Here is a 22384-nt window from a genome sequence, read left to right on the forward strand (position 1 = left end):
CGCCCGAGCCGGCCGCGGCTGCCCCGGAGGAGGCAGAGCACCAGGCGGCCCCTCTGGTGGCGCCGGAAGCAGCCGCGGCGGCCACAGCCGCGCCTTCGAGCGAGCCGGCCGCCGGACCAGCCGCAGAAGCGGCCGGAACCCCGGAGAACGCCGAGTGGGAGACGCAGTGGTCCGAAACTGCTCCGCCGTCGGATGCGCATGCCGCCCCGGCCCATATCGATCCGACCCGCGGCGCACACGTTGCGGCGGGAGCCGAACCCGGAGCGGCCGCGGAAACGGCTCCAGCGGAGGGCCTCCCCGTCCACCATCCCGAATACACCGAACCCCACGCGCCGACCCTGCCCGGAGCAGAATCGGCAGCCGCGGAACCGGGCGAGGACGAGGCCACTGGAACCGCCGCGGACACCGGAACTGGCACTGGCACTGGCATTAGCACGCCGGAACCGGCGATGGCTGAAGCCCCCGTCCCCGAGGCTCCGGCAGCGCCCCTCGCTGACGCAGAAACCCGGCAGATGGCCGCCTCGTCCGCGGCGGCGGAGGCCTCCGCCAGCCACACGGCCGAGCCCACCGGCCACCTGGCCACTGAGCAGCCCTATGGTGAAGGATCAGCGGCACCGGCGGCCGATGGGAGTGGTCCTGAGGGCTTCACAGTCAAGGGCAATGCATCGTCGATGGTCTACCACGACGAGACCAGTCCTTCGTATGAGGAAACTCGGGCAGAGGTGTGGTTCCTCTCGGCCGCTCATGCCGAAGCAGCCGGCTTTCGGCCTCCGCGCCGGACCCGGCAGTAGCTGGCCGTCCGGGCCGGCGTCCGGTCCTGAGGCGCCCCGCAGTTTGGTTACGCCCCCAAGCTTCCCTGTGAGGGCAACGGCCCGGGTGACTGCCCTGATTGTTGTCCTGCTTTTCCTCAGCGCCTGTACTGGCAGCGGCACCTCCCCTCCCGTGGTTCAGCCAGGAGACCGCACCGCGACCGCCACAGCCGGCGCAGCGGGCGAGCCCAAGGTTGCGGGCCGGATCGACGGCCTGCACCTGCCGTGGTCCACGGTTTACCTTCCCGACGGCACCGCGGTCATCTCCGAACGCGACACCGCACTGCTCCGGACCGTCAGCGGCGGGGCGCTGGGAACGCTTGGCCAGGTGCCCGGCGTCGTACCCGGCGGAGAAGGCGGCCTCCTGGGCCTTGCCCTTTCGCCAAACTTTGCCGCGGACCGGTATCTCTACGCCTACTTCACCGCGGCGACGGACAACAGGATCGCCCGCATGCGGCTGGAGCAGCGTGACGGCCGGTTGGAGCTCGGTGCCCTGGAGACAGTTTTCACGGGCATTCCGAAGGCCGGAACGCATAACGGCGGACGAATCCGCTTTGGACCGGACGGCTTCCTGTATGTGGGGACGGGCGACTCCCAGCGCCGCGAGCAGCCACAGGACAGCAGGGCGCTCGGCGGAAAGATCCTCCGCCTCACAGCAGACGGCCGGCCGGCACCGGGAAACCCGTTTGGCGATAACCCGGTCTACAGCCTTGGCCACCGGAACGTGCAAGGACTTGCCTGGGACAGCGCCGGCCGGCTCTGGGCCAGCGAATTCGGCCCCGACGTCAACGACGAGCTCAACCTGATAGTGCCGGGCGGCAACTACGGCTGGCCGGAAGTGACAGGCGCCCCGCACCGCTCCGGCTTCCTGGACGCCAAGGTGGTGTGGCCGTCGACGGCGGATTCGTCACCCAGCGGCCTCGAAATTGTCGGCAGCACCGCCTACTTGGGTGCCCTGCGCGGTCAAAGATTGTGGGTTGTTCCCCTCCGGGGCGAATTCGTCGACGAACCTGTGAGCTATTTCACGCAAAAGTACGGCCGGGTCCGGAACGTTTCGCTCGCCCCTGACGGCCGGCTGTGGCTCCTCATCAACAACCAAAACCCTGATTTCGCGCTGATTTTGGACCTTCCCGGATAGCCGCACCCACTCCGCGCCGCTCGATTTCACACGACAGCCAAACTCGTGTAGAGTTTCATGTCGTTGCGGAGAACAACGCGGGAAATAAAAAGCCCACGATGAACGAAAACAACAGATGCACCTCTAGCTCAACTGGCAGAGCAATTGACTCTTAATCAATGGGTTCCGGGTTCGAGTCCCGGGGGGTGCACCATAGAGAAACCCCGCCTTCACCAGCCTAACGGCCGGTGAAGGCGGGGTTTTCTTTTTGCCTTGATCCCTCCGAGGGGATATCTGGGTTAATGGGACAAAACGTGTGTAAATCCCGGGTGCGTCAGATGCGTCCTGGCAGGGAGGAACTTCACTACTTCCGACACACAGGTCACCGGGCAGGTCGCTGAGCAGGACTGATACGCTCCTCCATTGGAGGAGGAGAACTCCCAACCCTATTGGACCATCCCAAGGATCAGCGCCCATGGACTACAGTGTCGCCCGCGAGCGAGCGCGGAATGAGGAAGAGGGCCTGCGGCTTCATGAGCCAGTCTCCATGCATTCCATCCAGGCCCATCTGGAGGCCACCAGGGGACGCCGGATCGTCATCAAGCCCATCAACAACACCCCCACGGACAAGGTCTGCGGCCTGTGGTTCGGGCTGGACGACATGGATCTCATCCTGCATGCCAGGGCCGCATCGGAGGTGCACCGCCAGCAGATCGTGCTCCACGAGTTCGCGCATATGATCCTCCGTCACGAACAGGAAGTCCTGTCACACGGCTACGCCAGCGCCTTCTTCCCGGACCTCGACCCGGAGCGCGTCGTCACAGCCCTCAAGCGAACCGATTTCTTCGACGAGCTCGAGGTGACGGCCGAACTCCTCGCGGACCGGCTCGCGTCCCGCATCCGCCGCTCCCGCCGGAAGCCTGACACGCAGCCGGGCAACTTCGGGGCGGTCTTCGGATGACGCAGCTCCTCATGGCCGGAGCCCTGGTCCTGCTCGCCGTCGCCCGCATTCCCGCCCTGCGCCGCAACCGGACCGACCTGGTGTTCTCCTGTGCCGTGTACGGAGGCATGGGCTCTTTGCTCATGTCCCCGATTGTCTACGTCCCCGTCGACACGGCCCTGGGCGGGATGAACCTGGTCAAACTGGTCCTGAACTCCCTGATGATCATCTCTCTGTGGTATCTGCGCCTCGCTGCATTCGCCGCCATCGCCCCGGAAGGCCGCGGCCGCCGGTCCTGGTGGACGCGGTCCCTGCCTCTGACGCTCACGCTGACCCTGCAAACAGCGTTCTTCCTCCTCACCGGTCCCACCACCACGACCCCCGCCTGGGGCATCTACGAGGACCGCTTCCCGGCGCTCCTATTCTCACTGATGCTCACCCTCTTCATCTGCTCGATGAGCGCGGAAATTGCTGTGATCTGCTTCCGCTATGTCCCGCGAATGAGCCCCTCGTTCCGAGTCGGATTCTCCATGCTGGGCGCCGGCTGCATCATGGGCTTCCTGGTGATGGCCGAGATGTGCCTCTCCCTGCTGTCCCGGCACCTGACGTTCCTGGCCGTACTGGTCAGGCCCGACTTCCCCTACCACCAGCTGGAACTGGTCGCGACCGTCCTGGCCGGCGCCGGACTCACGATCCCGGCAGTTGCCGGCAGGACTGCCCGCAGAAACCAGCACCGCTGGAACACCGAAACCCTCGCACGCGTCGAGTCCATCCGGGCCAAAGCACAGCAGAGCACGTCTCTTGACCGGACCCTTGAGGCCGACCCCCAGGCACCGGTTCAGGACAGGCTGCACCGGATGATTGTCGAAATCTGGGACGCCGAGCTCGCTGCCGGCACTTCGGCGACCTTCCTGACCGCGGAGGAGCGCAGCTACGTGCTCGCCGTCGAATCAAAACTCCATGTCTCCCCTGCCCGGGCATAACCTGCGGCAGCTACAGAAAGCCCCCATGCACCTTCTGACGCACCCAACCCGCCAAAAAGGCCCTAGCGGTACGGACATGTACGGGATCTACCGGAACATGGTCCTCTTCGATTTCAAGGCTGAAATCCATTCGGGCTTTTTCGTCGCCTATTACCGCAACTTCGCCATCCCCTCCACAGCCCGGACCCTGGCGGCGACCGGGGAGATGAAGTCCCGGCCAATGAAGCGCTCCTACGACACCGGCATCGTCATCCACGAGATCATCGCCAACGGCTTCGACCACGAACGCAGCCAGGCCATGATCGAACTGCTCCGCCGGGTACACAGGGGAGTGCCCGGCACCCAGGACGACTTCGTCTACGTCCTCACGACCATGCTTGTCCTGCCGCTGCGCTGGACCGATCGACACGGCTGGCGCCGGCTGACCGAGCTGGAGAAGCGGGCCGCCACGGACTTCTACGTCGAGCTGGGCCGGCAGATGGGGCTCGACGGCGTCCCGGCCACCTTCGCAGAGGCTGAACGGTTCCTGGACGAGTACGAGGACCGGAACATGGGCCCGAGCCCCGAGGGTGCAATGCTGCTCGAGGCGACGGCCGCGGCCCTCGCCAGACGTTTCCCCACCTGGCTTCGCCGGTTCACCCCGACCATCCTGGCGCTGATGATGGACAAACCCCAGGTCGCGGTTGCTCTGGGTCTGAAACCTGCCCCGGCGGCGCTGCGCCTACCCTTCAACGCGGTGCTGCGGTTCCAGGCCCTCAAGGCCAGGCGGCGCCCCCTGCCGACCGAGCCCAAATTTGTGCCCGGCGGCAGCCTGTCCGCGTACCCGGACGGGTACACCTTGGACATGATCGGGCCGCGCGCAAACTGACGTATGAGGCGGCCCGCCGCACACAGAGGGAAGCCAAGCAAAAGGCGCGCCTGCCCCACTCCGCCTGATTGCCTAAGCATGATAGGGCTATGACCGAAAAATCCCTGCGCGTCCTCTACTCGATCGGCCTGGGCATCATCATCGTGCTCTTCGTCGGCCTCGGCATCGCCACCTTCTATCCGGCCCCCGAGCTCTCCTCCATGGTTAATCTCGACTCCGCGGCCCGGCAGGCGGCCATCGAAGCCCACCAGTCGGCGGTGCACGACTACAACCGGAACGTGACCATCGCGGCGCTCGCCTCCGCACTCCTGATCCTGGGGGCCAGCATCTGGACGGAGTCGAGGAAGCCCTTGTTCGCCGGCGGGTTCCTCGTGGGCGGCATGCTGACCCTCATTTACGGCCTGATGCGCGGCCTGACGTCCGGCGTGACGGCAGTAGCGTTCTTCTCCGTGGCCGTGGGCCTGTTCGTCGTGGTGTACCTCGGGCACCAGCGCTTCTTCTCCGCGCGGGCAGTCGAAGCCCGCGCCAGGGCACGGGAGGAGGACAGGAAGGCCACCTTCGCCCGGATGCCCATGCAGGCGCCATACGCCCCGGTGCAGCAGCCACAGGGACCTGCCCAGTTCCCCTACGCCCAGGGCCAGCCTTACCCGCCGCAGCAAGGCCCGTATCCGCAGCAGGGCCAGTACCCACAGCAGGGGCTGTACCCGCCCCAGGGACAGCCGGTGCAGCCGCCGTACCCACAGGAGCCTGGAGCGCCCGGACAGCGCTAGCGCCCACCGCCGCTCGGGGCCTGGCGACCACCGTGGCCGCCGGGCCTCTGCCGTTCCTTTTTGTCAGCGAAAAGGAGCCTCACCGGGTTGAGATTCCCAGCCGGCCGTCGGTGGAACCATACGATGGTGTGGATGAACTCCATCCGGAAGGCCTCATATACATCCGCCGTGGCACTCGTGCTCGCGGCAGCGCCGCTCGTTCTGGGGTTGCCCGCAGTGGCCGATCCTTGTGGGCCGGCCGGCCTTCTCCCGGTGAAATTCTGTCCGTCTTCGCCGACGCCGAGTCCGCCGCCTGCCTCCCCTGCGCCCAGCCCGAAGCGTCCGGGCGGCGCTTCGCCGTCACCCTCCGGGGCCGCTCCGCCTCCGGCGCCGTCACAGACACCGTCCGCAGGGCAACCCGCCCAGCCCGCGCCGGTACCCGCGACACCAACCTCAGGCCCCAAGGATTCGACGGCGGGCGACGGCAAGCCTGCTCAACCTGCGACGACGTCCGTCCCGACTACAGCCACGCCCGCTCCCGGGTCGGGGACGACTGCGTCCCCGACCGGGGATGCGGGGCAGGGTCCGGGCCCCTCAGCGGAGCAGCCGCCGGACGCGGCCGGCGCTGGTGATCCCGGACCGGACGGGCAGATCGGCGTCGCCGGATCCTTGCTGGCGGTCAGTGGCCTCCTGCTTGGGCTCTCCGCGGCGATTGGCCTCCGCCGGCCGGCCCGGCCATGAAGCGGCCGCCGAACCCACATTTTCACTGTCTCAGCTAAATGTGTGGTTCAGCGGCCGGTCGGGTCACATCGTGTCCTTAGACCTTCTCGCGGGGCCGGTCGACCACTGTCTCCGGCTCTTCGACTGTGAACTCCTTGCTGCGGCGCGGGAAGCCCCAGAACCTGGATTCCTTTGCCTCCACCCGGGGCTCCGGGCGTTCCTCAGTTTCCCGCGCGGCATCCTTCGTGGTGTCCCGCCGGAAATCCCTGTTGTACGGGTAGCACATCATTGACCTCCTTGATGGTGTGGCCCTTTAATCGTCCTCCCGATCCGGTGGCGCGTCGATACTTCGGTGCTGGACATTTCCGCGTAAGTGCCAGGCCTTCAAGGGGACCCGCCAGACGTCCGGGTCCCCTACCGGCCGCCATGGCCCGCGGCTAGAATCGAGAAACGCTCCAACATAAGGGGGAACCTTGGAGTTGCTTATCTTCGGCGGCGCGGCCGCACTCGTCGTGATCGCAACCATCGTCCGTGACGTGCGGCACAAATCCAGGCGTCGGCGCACGGTCTCGAACGCCGAGTCCGAAAGGGCCCTCAGGGATTTCCGGCGCGGGAGGACCAGCGGCCTGTCGCACTTCGTCGGCCTTGACAACACCGGCCACCGCCGCTGACGGCCCTTGACCCGCCGTTGCGGCCGCGCCCATGTACTCTCTGTCCTAGATGTGCACCCAGTCAGAACCGAAGAGTGCGTTGAATAAGCGAACGCGCCGCGCCGCAAAGGATGAAACGCCATGACCGTCCCGCCCAACGCTTCATCCCCTGGCCCCGGCTGGTATCCAGACCCCGCGGGCTCCGGCCGGCTTCGGTGGTGGAACGGGACGGCGTGGACCGGACAGTTGAACGCAGGCCAGTTCCAGGCGACACCGCCCCAAGGCCTGGTGGCACCGCGGAGGCGCATCAGTGACAAGACACCGGTCTACAACGCGTACATCTGGACCATTGTGGCCCTTCCGCTCGTGTCGCTCATTCTGCTCATGTTCTGGAACCCGGTATTCCGGCTGCGCACCGTGGGCCCCCGCCAGATCCAGACGCTCGATCCGGCGTCGATCTTCACGGCTCCCTACTTCATCCTGGTGGCCACGAGCTTCGTGATCTATGGCGTGTCCGCGCTCCTGGCGTACCTGGACTGGGACAGGCTGCGCAAGGACGGCGTGGTCCGTCCGTTCCACTGGGCATGGGTCTTCCTGAGCCTTGCGCTCTACGTGATCGGCCGCTCCGTGATTGTCCATGAAGTGGCACCGCGGCGCGGGCTCGCACCGCTTTGGGCAATGATCGGCGTCACCCTGCTCACGGTGGTGCTCACGGGCCTCAAGATGTCAGCCATCGTGGCCACCCTGGCAAACCAGGCCGTGACAATCTGAGCGGCTAGTTAATAAGCGGCTAGTTAAGCGGGGCGGCCTCGGCCGCGGCACCGGGATTGGCCGCGGCGGCCGGGTCCGCGGACGTGACGATGGCCTTGGCCTCCACGGAAGTTGACCTTGTTGCCAGCACCCTGACCACGGCCTGGAGTTCCTGGCGCAGCACGTCGGGGTCAATGGGCGTCGCGGCGAGCACCGAGCGTTCCATGTCGGCGGCCGCTGTCACGGCTTGGCGTCCCTGGTCGGTCAGCGACACCACATGGCTGCGCCTGTCAGAGGCGCTGCGCTGCCGCGAAATGTGGCCGTGCGCTTCCAGGCGACTCAGCGTCTTGCCCATGGTCTGGGCCTGGACCCGCACGAGTTGGGCCAATTGGGCTTGCGTCATCGGCCCATTCGCCGAGAGCACCTCCATGGCGATCACCCCGGCATGGGTCAGCCCAATGGCGCCCAATTTTTCGTTCCAGGAGTGTTCTACGAGACGTGCTGCCGTGGACAATAGGCGGCCCGTGGGCCAGCGATCCATATCAGGCATACCCAAGAGTATAGCGAGCAGCGGATTCGTCGTGGGCCGATCGCCTCACTACGCTGGATGGTCAGCCCGTATTGCGACCCAACCGATCTAGGAGACCCCCGTGCCTGAGCGACTCATCGCCGGTGCCACAGCACCGGATTTCACCCTCAAGAATGCCGAAGGACAGGACGTCAGCCTGCGCGATTTCCGGGGCCGGAAGACCGTGATCTACTTCTACCCTGCGGCCTCAACCCCGGGATGCACCAAGCAGGCCTGCGACTTCCGGGACTCCCTCGCCTCCCTGCAGTCCGCCGGTTACGACGTGGTGGGCATCTCCCCCGACCCCGTCGGAAAGCTTGCCGCGTTCGCGGCCGCCGAAGGCCTGACCTTCCCGCTGCTCTCCGACGAAGACCACTCCGTCGCCGACGCGTATGCGGCGTGGGGCGAGAAGAAAAACTACGGCAAGACTTACCAGGGCCTCATCCGCTCCACGATCGTCGTCGACGCCGCAGGGCGTGTGGCCCTCGCGCAGTACAACGTCCGCGCCACCGGGCACGTAGCCAAACTTCGCCGCGACCTGAAGCTGGACGCCTGACCTACGCCGTACGCCGCACTAGTAAAGCGTGAGGGTAATCGGTACCGGGTAATAGGTACAATGGAGCCTGGCGCCAGCCGCCGGGGTTCAATTCCCGGACGACGACGGCGCCGCGCGCGAGTGGTGAAATTGGCAGACACGCAGGATTTAGGTTCCTGTGCCTTCGGGCGTGGGGGTTCAAGTCCCCCCTTGCGCACACAGAGAGAACCCCGGTCTTCGGACCGGGGTTCTCGTGTTTTCCAGCGGTTTTCAGGGCATTCGGGGGTGTTCAAAAAGAATTTCAATTCCCCACCCATCCGTTTCCTCCGAGCAGCCGAATACCCATTGAGACACCAACCAAGGGTCGGTGCCCAACAGTCGGGAAAGGCCACAGCGGCAACGTCCGCCGCAGGCAACATTCGGCACAATAAAGGAGAAACCAAAATGCAGAACATCAAGCGCACCACGTTCGCCGTTGCAGGTATCGCAGCTGCCGCTATGCTCAGCCTCACGGCCTGTGGCGGATCTTCCGCTTCCTCGGCACCGTCTTCTGCGGCACCGTCCGCCGCGCCGTCGGCATCCAGCATGGCGCCGTCGGCGACCGCCTCCGCCGCAGCCATGGATCCGGCCGCCAACCTCGTCGGCCCCGGCTGCGCAGCTTACGCCGCCCAGGTTCCGAGCGGTGCCGGCTCCGTCTCGGGCATGGCCCTTGACCCGGTAGCCACCGCCGCCTCCAACAACCCGATCCTCACCACGCTGACCGCCGCCGTTTCCGGCAAGCTCAACCCCAAGGTCAACCTGGTGGACACCCTGAACGGCAGCGAATTCACTGTCTTCGCCCCGACGGATGACGCCTTCAAGAAGATCGACCCGGCCACAATCGAGGCCCTGAAGACGGATGACGCCACCCTGAGCAAGATCCTGACCTACCACGTGGTCCCGGGCAAGATCACCCCGGACCAGATCGTCGGCACCCACAAGACCGTAGAAGGCGGTTCGGTGACCGTTACCGGCACCAAGGACGCCCTCAAGGTCGACGGCGCCAACGTTGTCTGCGGCGGCGTCCAGACCGCCAACGCAACGGTCTACATGGTCGACTCTGTCCTGATGCCCAAGTAGTCAAACTCAAGCACTCCTGTCCCGGCTCCAGCCTGACTCCCTGGACCACTAGGAGAAGCGAAGGCCCGCACCAGCAGGTGCGGGCCTTCGCTTTTGGCAAGCACGTGCTGCGCGTGCCGGTGCGCCACAAAAGCTGGCGGACTCCGCTGTCAACTAGACTGGGGCTGTTCCGCAGCCGGCGGCCCAACCAGTTCCCCAGAGGTGATTCTTTCAGTGCCCAGCAGTACAGTGCCCAGCAGGACAATGCGGCAGATTGCCGCCAGCATCGGGGCCGCACTCCTTGTGTTCCCGCTCGCGTCCTGCACGGGCAACCTCGGCCCGGCACCCAGCTCCGCGACCCCCACATCCGCTCCTGCCGCGGCGCCCACCGCCGCGTTCACCTTCGGCACCGGCTCGGATCCGCTGGGCCTCGATCCCGCCCTTGTCTCCGACGTCGAGTCCTATCGCGTCACTCGGCAGGTCCTGGAGGGGCTTGTGGGCGTCGACCAGACCACGGGCGAGCCCACGCCGCTGTTGGCCACGGAGTGGTCCCAGAGCGATGAAGGCCGGACCTACGGGTTCAAGCTGCGCGAGCACGTCACCTTCCAGGATGGGACGCCGTTCGATGCCGCCGCCGTCTGCACCAACTTCAACCGCTGGTTCAACTTCTCTCCTGCCCTCCGCCAGGAGGCCAGCGGCACCACGTTCAAGGGCGTGTTCAAGGCCCATGCGGACCAGGCGCCCCTGTCCATCTACAAAGGCTGCACCGCTGTGGCTCCGGACAATGTGCGGATCGACCTGACCCAGCCCTTCACGGGATTTCTCCAGGCCCTCACCCTCCCCGCCTTCGCGATCTCTTCCCCCAAGGCACTTGCCGCGCAGCACGCGGACGTCCTGGACCAGAGCCGCGGCGGCCAGCCGGTGTCCGCCTACGGCCTCCACCCGGTGGGCACCGGACCGTATGTCTTCGGCTCCTGGGACCCGGGCAGCATCACCCTGACCAGCAACAAAGACTATTGGGGGGACAAGGGACAGATCGGAACCATCAAGTTCGTGACCTACGATCACCCGCAGACCCGGATGCAGGCACTGCTGGACGGCAAGATCGACGCCTACGACGCCGTCACTGTCGGCAACTTCGACCAGCTGGTCAAGAGTGGAAAACAGATCATCCAGCGGGACCCCTTCTCCGTCATGTACCTGGGCATGAACCAGGAAATCCCCATCCTGCAGAACCTCAAGGTGCGCCAGGCGATCGAGATGGCGCTGGACAAGGACACCTTGATCCGCCGCTTCTTCATCGACAACACAGCGCAGGCGTCCCAGTTTGTTCCGCCCAAGCTCAGCGGCTTCAACAACAACGCCGCCGCGCTCGGCTACAACCCGGATAAGGCCAAGGAACTCCTCGCCGAAGCCGGCTACAAGGGCGAGGAGCTGAAGTTCTACTATCCGCTCAACGTCACCCGGCCGTACCTGCCGACGCCCGAAAAGGTGTACGCCGAAATCAGCCGGCAACTCACCGCCGTCGGACTCAACATCAAGCCGGTGCCCGTGGACTGGGCCGACGGCTACCTGCAGAAGGTCACCTCCCCGGGTGACCACGCCCTCCACCTGCTCGGCTGGAACGGCTCGTATTCGGACCCTGACAACTTCGTGGGCCCGCTCTTTGGCGAGAACACCGGCGAATTCGGCTACCAGGATCCCCAGGTCTTCTCCAAAATCGCCCGGGCCCGGGGATTGCCGGACGGCAAGGACCGCACGTCCGAATACCAGACGATCAATGCCCAGATCGCGGCCACGGTGCCGGCGGTTCCCATCGCGTACCCGATCTCCGCTCTGGCGCTCTCAGACAGGGTCCTGAAGTACCCGGCGTCCCCGGTGCTTAATGAAGTTTTCACAAAGGTCGAGCTAAAGCCTTGACGCCCGGGGCCAATTTCAGTTAGTGGGCGGTGCGGGATATTCTGTGACAGCCAGAGCCGCTGCTATCGGAGACTGATTGTGACTTTCATTTCCAAGACCCAACATGCCGACGTCGTCCTGATTGGCGGCGGCATCATGAGTGCCACTCTCGGTGCTTTCATCAAGCAGCTTGAGCCGAACTGGACCATCTCCCTGTTCGAGAAGCTCGACGAGCCGGGACTGGAAAGCTCCGGCCCCTGGAACAACGCCGGCACCGGCCACGCGGCCCTGTGTGAGCTTAATTACTCCCCCGCAGCCAAAGACGGCTCGGTGGACCCCGGCAAGGCCCTGAACATCAACGAGCAGTTCCAGCTGTCCCGCCAGTTCTGGTCCCACCTGGTCTCGAATTCCCTGATCGGCTCCCCCAAGGGCTTCATCAACACCGTTCCGCACATGAGCTTCGTGATCGGCGAGGACCACACCAAGTTCCTGCGCACCCGCTACGAGGCACTCAAGCCGAACCCGCTGTTCCGCTCGATGGAGTACTCCGAGGACCACGCCCAGATCGCCAAGTGGGCCCCGCTGATCGTCAAGGGCCGCGACCCCAAACAGCGGGTCGCGGCAACCCGCGCCGCCGAGGGCACCGACGTCGACTTCGGCGCCCTGACCCGGGAGCTGACCACCTACCTGGGCAACAACGGCGTGGAAATCAACTACGGCCACAACGTCAGCGACATCAAGCGGGCGTCCGACGGCGGCTGGGACCTGTCGCTCAAGCACCCCGAGAGCGGCGAACACGGCTCCATCCACGCGAAGTTCGTGTTTGTCGGTGCCGGCGGCGGCGCCCTGCACCTGCTCCAGGCCTCCGGCATCCCGGAAAGCAAGGGCTTTGGCGGCTTCCCGGTCTCCGGCCAGTTCTTCCGCTGCACCGACGAGAGCCTCGCGGCCCAGCACAGCGCAAAGGTCTACGGCCAGGCATCGGTCGGCGCCCCGCCCATGTCCGTGCCGCACCTGGACACCCGCTACGTCAACGGCAAGCGCTCCCTGCTGTTCGGCCCCTACGCCGGGTTCTCCACCAACTTCCTCAAGAACGGCTCCTACCTGGACCTGCCGCTGTCCATCCGCCCCTCCAACATCATCCCGATGCTGGCCGTGGCCAAGGACAACATGGACCTCACCGCCTACCTCGTCAAGGAGGTCGCCAAACGCCACGGCGACAAGGTCGAGGCCCTGCGGGAGTACTACCCCGAGGCCAAGGACGGCGACTGGGAGCTCATCACGGCCGGCCAGCGGGTCCAGATCATCAAGAAGGACCCGAAGAAGGGCGGCGTGCTGCAGTTCGGCACCGAGGTCATCGCCGGACGCGACGGCAGCATCGGCGCCCTGCTTGGCGCGTCCCCGGGCGCGTCCACGGCCGTGCCGATCATGATCGAACTGCTCCAGAAGTCCTTCCCCAAGAACTTCAAGGGCTGGCAGTCGAAGCTCAAGGACATGATGCCCGGCTACGGCATCAAGCTCAACGACAACCCTGAGCTCGCCGCACAGCTGGAGGCCGAGACGGCCAAGACGCTGCAACTCGAACAGGTCTCCGCCCACAACTAAGTCCGGGGCGGGGCGGCGGCTGGTTTACACTGCTGGTTTGGGACCGCTGCAACTCTTTGACGTCCCTGCGCTTTGATGGCCTGTAGTGCAGGACGTCGCCGACCCACCAGGAGACCATGAGATGTTCCGGCTCGCAAAGCTGTCCCTCGCCAACCGGGCCCTGATCGCGCTGATCACGGTGTTCGCGTCGGTTTTCGGTGTGATCACGATGTCCTCGCTGAAGCAGGAGCTCATTCCGTCCATCGAGTTCCCGCAGATCACGGTCATCTCCTCGATGCCCGGCGCGTCGCCGGAAGTCGTGGACAAGCAGATCAGCGCTCCGCTGGAAACGGCGCTCAACGGCGTCGAGGGCCTGGAGTCGACGTCCTCGACCTCGCGGAACGGTGTCTCCCAGATCACCCTGGCGTTCACGTACGGCACCAACCTGGACCGCGCGCGGAACCAGATCGACCGCGCCATCTCCAACGCCAAGCAGGCCCTGCCCAAGGACGTCCAGCCGCAGGCGATCGCCGGGAGCATCAGCGACTTCCCGATCGTGTTCCTGGCCGTGTCCTCGGACAAGCCGCTCAGCGAACTGAACGCCGACCTCGCCCGGCTCAGTGTCCCCCGGCTGCAGAAGCTCGACGGCGTCAGGGGCGCCGACGTCACCGGCGGCGCCACCGAGCACATCCGGATCCTGCCGCGCCCCGGGGACCTGGCGGCGTCGGGCGCGAATCTCCAGTCCATCAGTGACGCGCTGAAGAACAACGGTGCGCTGGTTCCGGCCGGCACCGTCGAGGAACAGGGCAAGACCCTCTCGCTGCAGATCGGCAGCCCGGTGGATTCCCTCGACGCCATCAAGGCCCTCCCGCTGGGTTCGGCCCGCGATGCGGCGACGATTGGCAGCGTGGCCGACGTCAGCCTGGTCGAGGACGCCCGCACGTCCATCACACGCACGAACGGCAAGGAAACCCTTGCCCTGTCCGTGACCAAGAAGCCCGACGGCGACACGGTTGGGATCTCCCACGCGGTCAAGGACGCCATCCCGCAACTGGAGGCCGAGCTCGGCTCCAACGCCAAGTTCACCCCGGTCTTCGACCAGGCGCCGTTCATCGAGAAATCGATCAAGGATCTCACCACCGAGGGCCTGCTGGGCCTGGGCTTCGCCGTCGCCGTGATCCTGGTGTTCCTCATGTCCGTGCGCTCCACCCTTGTCACGGCCGTGTCCATCCCGCTGTCACTGCTGATCACGTTCATCGGCCTCTCGGCCACCGGCTACTCGCTGAATATCCTGACTCTGGGCGCGCTCACCATCGCGATCGGCCGCGTGGTGGACGACTCGATCGTGGTCATCGAAAATATCAAACGGCATCTGAGCTACGGCGAAACCAAGATCACGGCGATCCTGACCTCCATCCGCGAGGTGGCTGGAGCCATCACGGCCTCCACACTGACCACGGTGGCTGTCTTCCTGCCGATAGCCTTCGTCGGCGATCTGGCCGGCGAGCTGTTCCGGCCGTTCGCCCTGACGGTGACCATCGCCCTGATCTCCTCGCTGCTGGTCTCCCTGACCATCGTGCCGGTGCTGGCGTACTGGTTCCTGCGCACGCCCGCCGGCACCGGTTCCGCCGCCGGCTCTGGCGCTGATTCTGGCGTTGGTTCTGGTGCTGGCGCCGGTTCTGCCGCTGGCGTTGCTGCCAGGGCGCACGAGGCCGAGAAGCGCACGCTCCTGCAGCGCGGGTACCTGCCCGTCCTCGCCGGAACCCAGCGGCACCCGGTCCTCACGCTGATCGCCGCGGCCCTGGTGCTCGGCGGAACCGTGGCGATGTCCCCGCTGCTCGCCACCGACCTGCTGGGCCGCTCCGGTGAGAACAGCATGACGGTCAAGCAGGTCCTGCCGGCCGGCACCAGCCTCACCGAGGCCAGCGCCTCGGCCATCCGGGTTGAGGATGTCCTGCGGGGCATCGACGGGATCAAGGACGTCCAGTCCACTACCGGCAACGCCCAGACCGGCTTCTCGGCCCTGCTCTCCAGCGGCGCGTCGAACTCGACGTTCACGGTGGTGACGGACGAAAAGGCCAACCAGGGCAAGCTCCAGGACACCGTCCGCAGCCAGCTCGCCCAGCTCGGCGACGCCGGCAAGATCACCGTCGGATCCCAGCAGGGCGGCTTCGGCACGTCCTCGACCGTGGACATTACCCTCAAGGCGGCCACCACGGCTGATCTCCGGGCCGCCAGTGACGCCATGGTCAAGGCCATGGACGGGGTGCCCGGCAGCAGCGAGGTGGCCACCAACCTGGCCGCCAGCCAGCCGGTGGTCCAGGTCAAGGTGGACCGGGCCAAGGCCGTCGCTGCCGGCCTGAACGAAGAGCGCGTGGCAGGGGTCCTGGCCGCCACGATCAGCCCGATCCCGGCCGGCACAGTCCGCATCGACACCAACGACTTCCCGGTACGGATTGGCGACGGTACCCGCTTCACGAGCATCGACGCTGTCCGCGCGATCCCGCTCCCGACGGCGGCCGGCACCGTGCCGCTGGGCAGCATCGCTTCCGTGGAACAGGTGGACGTACCGGTCTCCATCACCGCCAGCAACGGGCAGCGCACCGCACGGATCTCCGTGACGCCGTCGGGCGCCAACCTCGGCGCGGTCAGCACTGAAGTGCAGAACCGCCTCAAGTCGGTCCAGCTGCCGCCGGGGGTCACCGCCACGATCGGCGGCGCCACGACGCAGCAGGCCGATTCGTTCCGGCAGCTGGGGCTCGCGCTGCTGGCCGCCGTCGCGATCGTCTACGTGATCATGGTGGCTGCGTTCAAATCCCTCATTCAGCCGCTGATCCTGCTGGTCTCCATCCCGTTCGCGGCGACCGGGGCCATCGCCCTGCTCGTGGTGACCGGGGTGCCGCTGGGACTGCCGTCACTGATCGGCATGCTGATGCTCGTTGGCATCGTGGTGACCAACGCGATTGTGCTGATTGACCTCATCAACCAGTACCGCCAGCCCCGCAACGGCGAGCCCGGGATGGCCGTGGCGGACGCGATCACGCACGGCGCCCGCCAGCGCCTCCGCCCGATCCTCATGACAGCCCTGGCCACGGTGTTCGCTCTGACGCCAATGGCACTGGGCCTGACCGGCGGCGGCGGTTTCATCTCCCAGCCCCTGGCGATCGTGGTCATCGGCGGCCTGATCTCCTCCACGGCCCTGACGCTGATCCTGGTGCCGGTACTGTACCGGCTCGTGGAAGGACGGCGTGAGCGCAAGGCGTTGCAGAAGTCCCTGCCCCGCGGTCGCCACTCCGCACCGGCAGCCGCGGCCGCGGACTTCCCGGACGATTTCCCCGAAGACGCCCCCCTGCCAACCGGATCTCACTAGGGACTCCGGGGCTGGGATCCTGCCCGGTCAGTGCGTGGTGGCCCGCGCTGACCGGTGTGCCCCGTGGGCCACCCTCGGAAGCCTCAGGAGCCCGCCCTGTGAGGCGAGTGGATCCCGGTGGCGTGGCCCGCTGATGGTCCCGGCACCGATGGTCCCGGCACGGCGCGGCTCCGGGTTGGTGGGGATCATCACCTCGCGCGCCGGGTTGCCCGTGTAAGTTGCATTTTCCGGGACGTCTTCGCCTTTCATGAGCAGGGCATCGGCCCCCAGGGCTGCACCGTCCTGCATCGTCACGCCGTAATTGATCCATGCATCCACGCCGACGGTGCACCGGTCGCCGAGACGGATGCGGTCCGACTTGAAGGCGCCGTCTTCCATGGAGTGGCCCTGAATGGTTGCCCCTTCATTCAAGGCGCCGTCATCACCGATCGTCACGAGTGTCTTCTCCGGCATGTTGGCGCCGGCATCGTAGAGCCGCTTGCCAACCTTGACGCCCAACATCCTCCAGATCAGGGGCTTGAAGGGCGTCCCGTTGAACCCGGGCATGGCCAGCAGCTTCCACAGCCGTTCGTGCCGCCAGAAGTAGCGGTCGTAGATCGAGCAGTACTGCGGCTTCAGATGGCGGAAACCCATGACCGAGCGCTCCACCAGCACCAGGATGAGCACCCGGAACACCAGCATGGCGAGCATCATGGCGGCGACGGACAACACACCGAGGACGCTGAAGGCGGACACGGCAACGGCGCCGCTGAGCGTGGCGATAAACAGCAGGACCCACCGGACGGCCAGGAACAGCACCATGCTCAGGATGTTGTGCCGGTTCTTTGCCGGGAGGGCCCTGTTCTTGGCCTCCTCCATCTTCTTTTCATCAAACTGGGCATCACGCTGGACAGACCGGGGAATCTCGAAGGGCGGCGAGCCGAGCAGGCCAACATCCGTCCGGACCGGACCGTCGATCGGGATCATCACCTTCGTGGCCAGCAGGCAGTTGTCCCCCACGCGGGATCCGATGGGGACGGTGATGGCGTTGCCGAGGAAGTTGTGGCCGGCGATGCGGACCTGCGAGAGGCGGAACGAGGTGCTGGTGAAGTCGGCGTTCATCATGTTGAGGCCGTCCGCGACCATGGTCCCTGTCCCCACTGAGCTCAGGTACGGCGACTCGTGGGCCAGGGTAGGGCCGAAGTTTGATCCGGTCTGCTGCACTTTGCCGAGTTTGTACCCCAGCGCGCGCAGGTAGTGCACGATGTAGGAACTGTCGCCAAAGACGTCTTTGTACAGCCTGACATTGGATGTGCGGGACACCATGCGTTGGATGGTGAAGTGCACGCCGTACAGCGGATAGACCTTGTCCGGCTTGAGGAAGCGGTTGAGCAGACGCGGGACGGTGAACACCACGATCAGGCCCGTGACCAGGCCGACGACGTACAGCACCAGCGTCACGCCGACCACGTCGAGGAAGAAGCTCGCGTTGCCCAGCTGCAGGTGCCCGCTGCCAAGATAGGACGGCAGGAGCGCCGCCAGCCCGAGGACGGCGGCTGGTACCACCAGGACGAGCCGGTTGAAGAGCTGGAGCAGGCTGAAAATGACTCGCCGGCGGGTGCTGCAGGTCATGGCCGGGACCCGCCGGTAGTCGGTGTTGGTGCGCGCCGCGGGCGATCCGTGCCAGGTTTGTCCATCAGGTACGGCCTGCCCCGTCTGCAGCGACGAGCTGTGTCCGAGCTGGGTGTCGTTTCCCATCGAAGTGCCGATGTCGAGGGTGGTTTTCTCCGACACCAGGACATTGTTGCCCAGCGTCACCGGTCCGGTCTCAATCACGCCCGATTGTGCCCGGTAGCAGAGGAACGAGGAGTTTTTCTGGATGACAGTGTTGTCGCCGACCGTAAACAGGTCCGGGCAGGCCGGCACCTTCCGGGAGAGGATCACCACCCCCTTGCCGATCTTTGCCCCAAGGAGCCGCAGGTACAGCACATAGAGAGGCGAGCCCACGAACAGCACCAGGGGATTAGCGCGGGTCAGGGTCTTCACTGCCCAGAACCGCAGGTAGCCCGGACTCCAGATTCGGATCTGCTCCGGCTTCCACCGCCCCACCAGGACCCACTTGACGAGGATCGGTGTCACGGACAGGACGAGGAATGTGGCGGCGCCGAAACCGATGGACCGCAACCACATGTCAAACAGGTTGGTTCCTCCGGACGTCCATTGGTAGCCGACAATCAGCAGGCCGGCCGCATACGTGGTGTACCCCAGAAATATCAGCAGCTGGACTACTCCGCACATGACGAACTGGAAAGTGCTCGGCGGCGGCACCGGTTTGGGGGCCGCCGGACCGTCCTCGGGCGTCGAATGGGCCAGTGCCGACTCGAGTTGCCTGGTCTGAAGAGCCTGGAGGTACGCGGCGAGCTGGCGGACCGTGGGGTTTTCGTAGATGTCCTGCATCGCCGCCGACGGCAGGTCCGTGTCCTTCCGGACGCGGGCGCAGAAGTGCGCCATCAGCAGGGAGTCGGCGCCCAGGTCGTTGAAAAAGTGCGCATCGACGGACACTTTCTCGAGCCCCAGCACTGTGCCGAGCTGCCCGGCCAGGGCTTCCTCAGCGTCGTTTGTCGGGGCGGTGTAGGACCCGGCGGCAGCCAGGCTGAGCCTGCGCGCCGGCCGGGGCAGCAGCTTCCGGTCCACCTTGCCGCTGGGCATCATGGGAATGGCGTCCAGCTCCTCGAAGTATGCCGGAACCATGTAGCCGGGCAACCTGGTGCGCAGCATCCGGTGGAGGTCCTGGGCATCAATGCTCTCGATGTCCTGGCGGAGGGTGTAATACGCGGCCAGTTCCACCACTCCCGGCTCGGGTTCGAAGGTCTGAACAACCCCCTGCGCGATTCCGGGCAGCTGCAGGAGGCAGGATTCGATTTCAGTCAGCTCGATCCGGTACCCGCGGATCTTGACCTGCGTGTCGATCCGGCCGAAGTACTCCAGTTCCCCGCGGTCATTGATCCTGCCCAGGTCTCCTGTGCGGTAGATCCGCCCGGAGGGATTGTTGTCGATCCCGAGGAAATCCGGGACAAAGGCCCGCTCCGTCAGGTCCTGCCGGTTCACGTAGCCCCGTGCCAGGCCCACTCCGGCAAGGCCTATTTCCCCGGATTCACCGTGGGGCAACGCACGGCACCCATCGGGGTCGAGGATGACCGCCGAATACGTGGGAAGCGGCACGCCCAGTGAGACGGGTCCGTCCGGATCCAGCAGGGCCCAGGTCGCGGTAACCGTCGCCTCGGTCGGCCCGTAGACGTTCAGGAAGCGCCGGTCCGGGCGGTGCCAGCGCGTGACCAGGTCCTTCGGGCATGCCTCGCCGGAGACCAGCAGGAACCTGAGGCCGGGCAGGTCCTCGTCGATGGTCGCCAGCAGCGTCGGAACACAGCAAAGGGCCGAAATCTTATGTTCGGTCAGGTACTCGGCGAGGTCGGCGCCAAGCAGGTTGGGCCCCTTTGGCTTGGGCACCAGGGTGGCTCCGGCCATCCACGAGACCCAGATTTCCTCGACCGAAAAATCGAACGCGATGGTCATGCCCTGGTACACGCGATCCGTTGCCTGGATGCCGTAGTGCGCGGCGGCGACCCGGACGAAGTTGCAGATGCTGGCATGTTCCACGGCGACGCCCTTGGGCCTGCCGGTAGAACCCGAGGTGTAGATGATGTAGGCCAGTTCGTCTTGGGTTCCGCCCATGTCCGTATGGTCCAGCCGCGAAGAGTCCTTGGCATCGACTTGGTCCCGCACACCATCAAGGCACACGGTGACGGCGGCCACCTCAGGCAGCAGATCCCGCAAATGCGACAGGGACAGGACCATGGTGGCATCGGCGTCTTCGACAATGTACTTGAGCCGGTCAGGAGGGAATCCCGGATCCAGGGGAACATAGGCGGCGCGGATCTTCAACACGGCGAGCATCGCCACGTAGGCCCGCCACGGCTGGTCAAACAGCAGTGCAATGCGGTCGCCGGGCCGGGCGCCGCACAGCAGCAGATGTCGCGCGAGCTGATTAGCCCGCTCGTCCAGCTGGGCATACGTCAAGACGATGGTGCCCGCATCGACGGCGACCTGCGTACCGAGCCCCTCGTCCCGCAAGAGGTCACAGCGATCCTCGAACAGCTGGTCCAGCCGTTCGCCCCGATGCCAGCGGGCCGTCTGATCCGGCGCGGCCGAAGTCAGGATTGTTCCCCCCGTCGAGCCGCCGTTCAGCGACATTTTGCCACGCAGCTCCGGCGGGAGGGTGGGGCCGCTGCCGGTCCTCGCGCTTTTGCCCATCGTTTCGCTCCTTCGCTTTACGTCACGTGCCATGGTTCTGCCACCCTGCGGGGCAGGGGTCATATCCCTGCCAGAGATCGCAGTCCGTTTGCCGGCCGGGGGTAAACAGCGGGCGCGAGGTTGTCGTAATGACCCGTTCCGGCGTGTTCCTCCGCCGGGGCCATGCCGAACGCCAGCCGGACGGCCCGCTCGGCATCGGCGAGCCGGTCGGCTTGTGTGATGGCCCCAACGGACGTCTCGGAGATGTCCACGAGATCGAGGTCCACATCGGCGTCGGACAGGGCCTTGAGGAATGTGCAGAAGATTTCCGGTGACGACCGCATGCCCAGGCCTGTGACGGACACCCTGCCCACCTGGCCGTCGTGCTGCAGGCCGCGGAATCCGATGGTTGCCTTTTCGGCATGCAGCACGGCCAGCGCGGAATTTGCCTGGGCAGCAGGAACGATCAGGGCAACGTTGGAGCGGCTTGAGCCCGGGCTGGCCGTGTTGTGGACAATCTTCTGGACGTGCGCCCCGGACCGCGACAGCACACTGAGGATGCGCGCCATGCTGCCCGGTTCGTCCGGAATTCCAACGACGGTGATTTTCGAGGCCGAGTTGACTCCGGCTACTCCGGTCACCTCGGGCTGCTCCCGCGCGGGCTGGTGCACTGGATGGCGGTCGAGGCCAGGCAGGATCAGCGTCCCAGGGTCCGGCACGAACGAGGACCTGACGTGGATCGGGATACCGAACCGGCGGGCGTATTCAACACACCTCAGATGCAGCACCTTGGACCCGGAGGCCGCGAACTCCAGCATTTCCTCGCTCGAGAGGACTTCGATCTTTCGGGCTGTCGGGACGACGCGGGGATCCGCGGTGTAGACGCCGTCGACGTCCGTGTAGATTTCGCAAATATCTGCCCCAAGTGCTGCTGCCAGCGCGACGGCGGTGAGATCGGAGCCGCCGCGACCGAGTGTGGTCACCTTGTTCCGTTTCTTCGTTCTGCCCTGGAATCCTGCAACGATGGGGACTTCGCCGTGGGCCAAGCTAGTGCGGACGCGGTCCGGCCTGACATCAGTGATGTGTGCCTTGCCATGGATGTTGTCGGTAATGAGGCCGGCCGCACTGCCGGTGAATGTGCGCGGCACCTGGCCAAGATCCGCGAGCGCGATCGCCAGCAGGGCCGAGGACACAAGTTCGCCGATGCTCAGGAGGGCATCGAGGTCACCAGGAAGCGGCCGGGCGGAAACCTCGGCGGCTAGGTCGCAGAGTTCGTCAGTGGTGTCCCCCATGGCGGACACTACCGCCACGACCCGGTATCCGTTGGCCCGCGTTTTGGCTATGCGTTCAGCTGCACGGAGGATGCCCGCGGCATCAGCCAGGGACGAACCACCAAATTTTTGTACGATGACGCTACCCGGGCGAATCGCCGGGTCGATTTCAACTAGATCACCCTCATAAACCGCTATTGCTTTGCG

The 22384-nt window shown here is 65.8% G+C and carries 17 protein-coding genes and 2 tRNA genes; 15 read left to right on the plus strand and 4 right to left on the minus strand.

Annotated features, from left to right (window positions below):
- From AC1DEY_RS09395 to AC1DEY_RS09425, 7 genes are all read left to right on the plus strand, one after another.
- Positions 1–791: sunset domain-containing protein (locus tag AC1DEY_RS09395; protein WP_476867713.1), on the plus strand; the 791-nt coding region annotated here is incomplete at its 5' end.
- Between the two features lie 94 nt (positions 792–885).
- Entirely contained in the window at positions 886–1947 is a 1062-nt protein-coding gene (locus tag AC1DEY_RS09400; protein WP_476867791.1) for a PQQ-dependent sugar dehydrogenase, read from the plus strand.
- A 117-nt stretch (positions 1948–2064) separates the two neighbouring features.
- Positions 2065–2140 (plus strand) — tRNA-Lys (locus tag AC1DEY_RS09405).
- Between the two features lie 261 nt (positions 2141–2401).
- A complete protein-coding gene (locus tag AC1DEY_RS09410; RefSeq protein WP_476867714.1) occupies positions 2402–2887 on the plus strand; it encodes a hypothetical protein in 486 nt (161 codons plus the stop codon).
- The gene (locus tag AC1DEY_RS09415) at positions 2884–3849 is read left to right on the plus strand and encodes a hypothetical protein (RefSeq protein ID WP_476867715.1); all 966 of its coding nucleotides are present in this window, start codon (positions 2884–2886) and stop codon (positions 3847–3849) included. Before AC1DEY_RS09410 ends, AC1DEY_RS09415 begins: the two co-directional genes overlap by 4 nt.
- 25 nt (positions 3850–3874) lie before the next feature.
- Positions 3875–4717 carry an oxygenase MpaB family protein gene (locus AC1DEY_RS09420; RefSeq protein ID WP_476867716.1) on the plus strand — a complete coding sequence of 281 codons (843 nt, stop codon included), beginning with the start codon at positions 3875–3877 and terminating at the stop codon, positions 4715–4717.
- An 89-nt stretch (positions 4718–4806) separates the two neighbouring features.
- The gene (locus tag AC1DEY_RS09425) at positions 4807–5487 is read left to right on the plus strand and encodes a hypothetical protein (RefSeq protein WP_476867717.1); all 681 of its coding nucleotides are present in this window, start codon (positions 4807–4809) and stop codon (positions 5485–5487) included.
- 796 nt (positions 5488–6283) lie between these two features.
- On the opposite strand, the gene AC1DEY_RS09430 is transcribed toward AC1DEY_RS09425, so the two are convergent.
- Positions 6284–6475 (minus strand): hypothetical protein, encoded by a 192-nt coding sequence (locus tag AC1DEY_RS09430; RefSeq protein ID WP_441407566.1) that lies wholly within the window; start codon positions 6473–6475, stop codon positions 6284–6286.
- Between the two features lie 184 nt (positions 6476–6659).
- Here AC1DEY_RS09430 and AC1DEY_RS09435 point away from each other — a divergent pair, with 184 nt between their 5' ends.
- Positions 6660–6857: a hypothetical protein gene (locus tag AC1DEY_RS09435; protein ID WP_476867718.1), complete on the plus strand. Its 198-nt coding sequence runs from the start codon at positions 6660–6662 to the stop codon at positions 6855–6857.
- Positions 6858–6977: 120 nt separating this feature from the next.
- On the plus strand, positions 6978–7607 hold the full coding sequence (locus AC1DEY_RS09440) for a DUF2510 domain-containing protein (RefSeq protein ID WP_476867719.1): 630 nt from the start codon (positions 6978–6980) through the stop codon (positions 7605–7607).
- Between the two features lie 19 nt (positions 7608–7626).
- Here AC1DEY_RS09440 and AC1DEY_RS09445 read toward each other — a convergent pair whose 3' ends face one another.
- Positions 7627–8127, minus strand: coding sequence for a MarR family winged helix-turn-helix transcriptional regulator (locus AC1DEY_RS09445; RefSeq protein ID WP_441407680.1), 501 nt, complete (start codon positions 8125–8127; stop codon positions 7627–7629).
- Between the two features lie 109 nt (positions 8128–8236).
- Here AC1DEY_RS09445 and bcp point away from each other — a divergent pair, with 109 nt between their 5' ends.
- From bcp to AC1DEY_RS09475, 6 genes are all read left to right on the plus strand, one after another.
- Positions 8237–8710, plus strand: a complete 474-nt coding sequence (bcp, locus tag AC1DEY_RS09450) for a thioredoxin-dependent thiol peroxidase (RefSeq protein ID WP_476867720.1) — start codon at positions 8237–8239, stop codon at positions 8708–8710.
- 114 nt (positions 8711–8824) lie between these two features.
- Positions 8825–8906, plus strand: a tRNA-Leu gene (locus AC1DEY_RS09455).
- 227 nt (positions 8907–9133) lie between these two features.
- Positions 9134–9808 (plus strand): fasciclin domain-containing protein, encoded by a 675-nt coding sequence (locus AC1DEY_RS09460; protein ID WP_441407562.1) that lies wholly within the window; start codon positions 9134–9136, stop codon positions 9806–9808.
- A 243-nt stretch (positions 9809–10051) separates the two neighbouring features.
- The gene (locus tag AC1DEY_RS09465) at positions 10052–11707 is read left to right on the plus strand and encodes an ABC transporter substrate-binding protein (RefSeq protein WP_476867721.1); all 1656 of its coding nucleotides are present in this window, start codon (positions 10052–10054) and stop codon (positions 11705–11707) included.
- 78 nt (positions 11708–11785) lie between these two features.
- Positions 11786–13288: a malate:quinone oxidoreductase gene (locus AC1DEY_RS09470; protein WP_476867722.1), complete on the plus strand. Its 1503-nt coding sequence runs from the start codon at positions 11786–11788 to the stop codon at positions 13286–13288.
- Positions 13289–13409: 121 nt separating this feature from the next.
- A complete protein-coding gene (locus tag AC1DEY_RS09475) occupies positions 13410–16637 on the plus strand; it encodes an efflux RND transporter permease subunit (protein ID WP_476867723.1) in 3228 nt (1075 codons plus the stop codon).
- Between the two features lie 27 nt (positions 16638–16664).
- On the opposite strand, the gene AC1DEY_RS09480 is transcribed toward AC1DEY_RS09475, so the two are convergent.
- Positions 16665–20927, minus strand: a complete 4263-nt coding sequence (locus tag AC1DEY_RS09480; RefSeq protein ID WP_476867724.1) for a Pls/PosA family non-ribosomal peptide synthetase — start codon at positions 20925–20927, stop codon at positions 16665–16667.
- Between the two features lie 59 nt (positions 20928–20986).
- Positions 20987–22375, minus strand: coding sequence for an aspartate kinase (locus AC1DEY_RS09485; protein WP_476867792.1), 1389 nt, complete (start codon positions 22373–22375; stop codon positions 20987–20989).
- Between the last annotated feature and the right edge of the window lie 9 nt (positions 22376–22384).

This window comes from Arthrobacter sp. 05T47 (genome assembly GCF_056395825.1).

What these genes read in the sequence shown, in the direction of transcription:
- AC1DEY_RS09480 (WP_476867724.1), bottom strand. Translation starts at nt 20,927, where the DNA reads ATGGGCAAAAGCGCGAGGACCGGCAGCGGCCCCACCCTCCCGCCGGAG.
- AC1DEY_RS09410 (WP_476867714.1), top strand. Translation starts at nt 2,402, where the DNA reads ATGGACTACAGTGTCGCCCGCGAGCGAGCGCGGAATGAGGAAGAGGGC.
- AC1DEY_RS09425 (WP_476867717.1), top strand. Translation starts at nt 4,807, where the DNA reads ATGACCGAAAAATCCCTGCGCGTCCTCTACTCGATCGGCCTGGGCATC.
- AC1DEY_RS09460 (WP_441407562.1), top strand. Translation starts at nt 9,134, where the DNA reads ATGCAGAACATCAAGCGCACCACGTTCGCCGTTGCAGGTATCGCAGCT.
- AC1DEY_RS09420 (WP_476867716.1), top strand. Translation starts at nt 3,875, where the DNA reads ATGCACCTTCTGACGCACCCAACCCGCCAAAAAGGCCCTAGCGGTACG.
- AC1DEY_RS09415 (WP_476867715.1), top strand. Translation starts at nt 2,884, where the DNA reads ATGACGCAGCTCCTCATGGCCGGAGCCCTGGTCCTGCTCGCCGTCGCC.
- AC1DEY_RS09430 (WP_441407566.1), bottom strand. Translation starts at nt 6,475, where the DNA reads ATGATGTGCTACCCGTACAACAGGGATTTCCGGCGGGACACCACGAAG.
- AC1DEY_RS09465 (WP_476867721.1), top strand. Translation starts at nt 10,052, where the DNA reads ATGCGGCAGATTGCCGCCAGCATCGGGGCCGCACTCCTTGTGTTCCCG.
- AC1DEY_RS09475 (WP_476867723.1), top strand. Translation starts at nt 13,410, where the DNA reads ATGTTCCGGCTCGCAAAGCTGTCCCTCGCCAACCGGGCCCTGATCGCG.
- AC1DEY_RS09440 (WP_476867719.1), top strand. Translation starts at nt 6,978, where the DNA reads ATGACCGTCCCGCCCAACGCTTCATCCCCTGGCCCCGGCTGGTATCCA.
- AC1DEY_RS09445 (WP_441407680.1), bottom strand. Translation starts at nt 8,127, where the DNA reads ATGGATCGCTGGCCCACGGGCCGCCTATTGTCCACGGCAGCACGTCTC.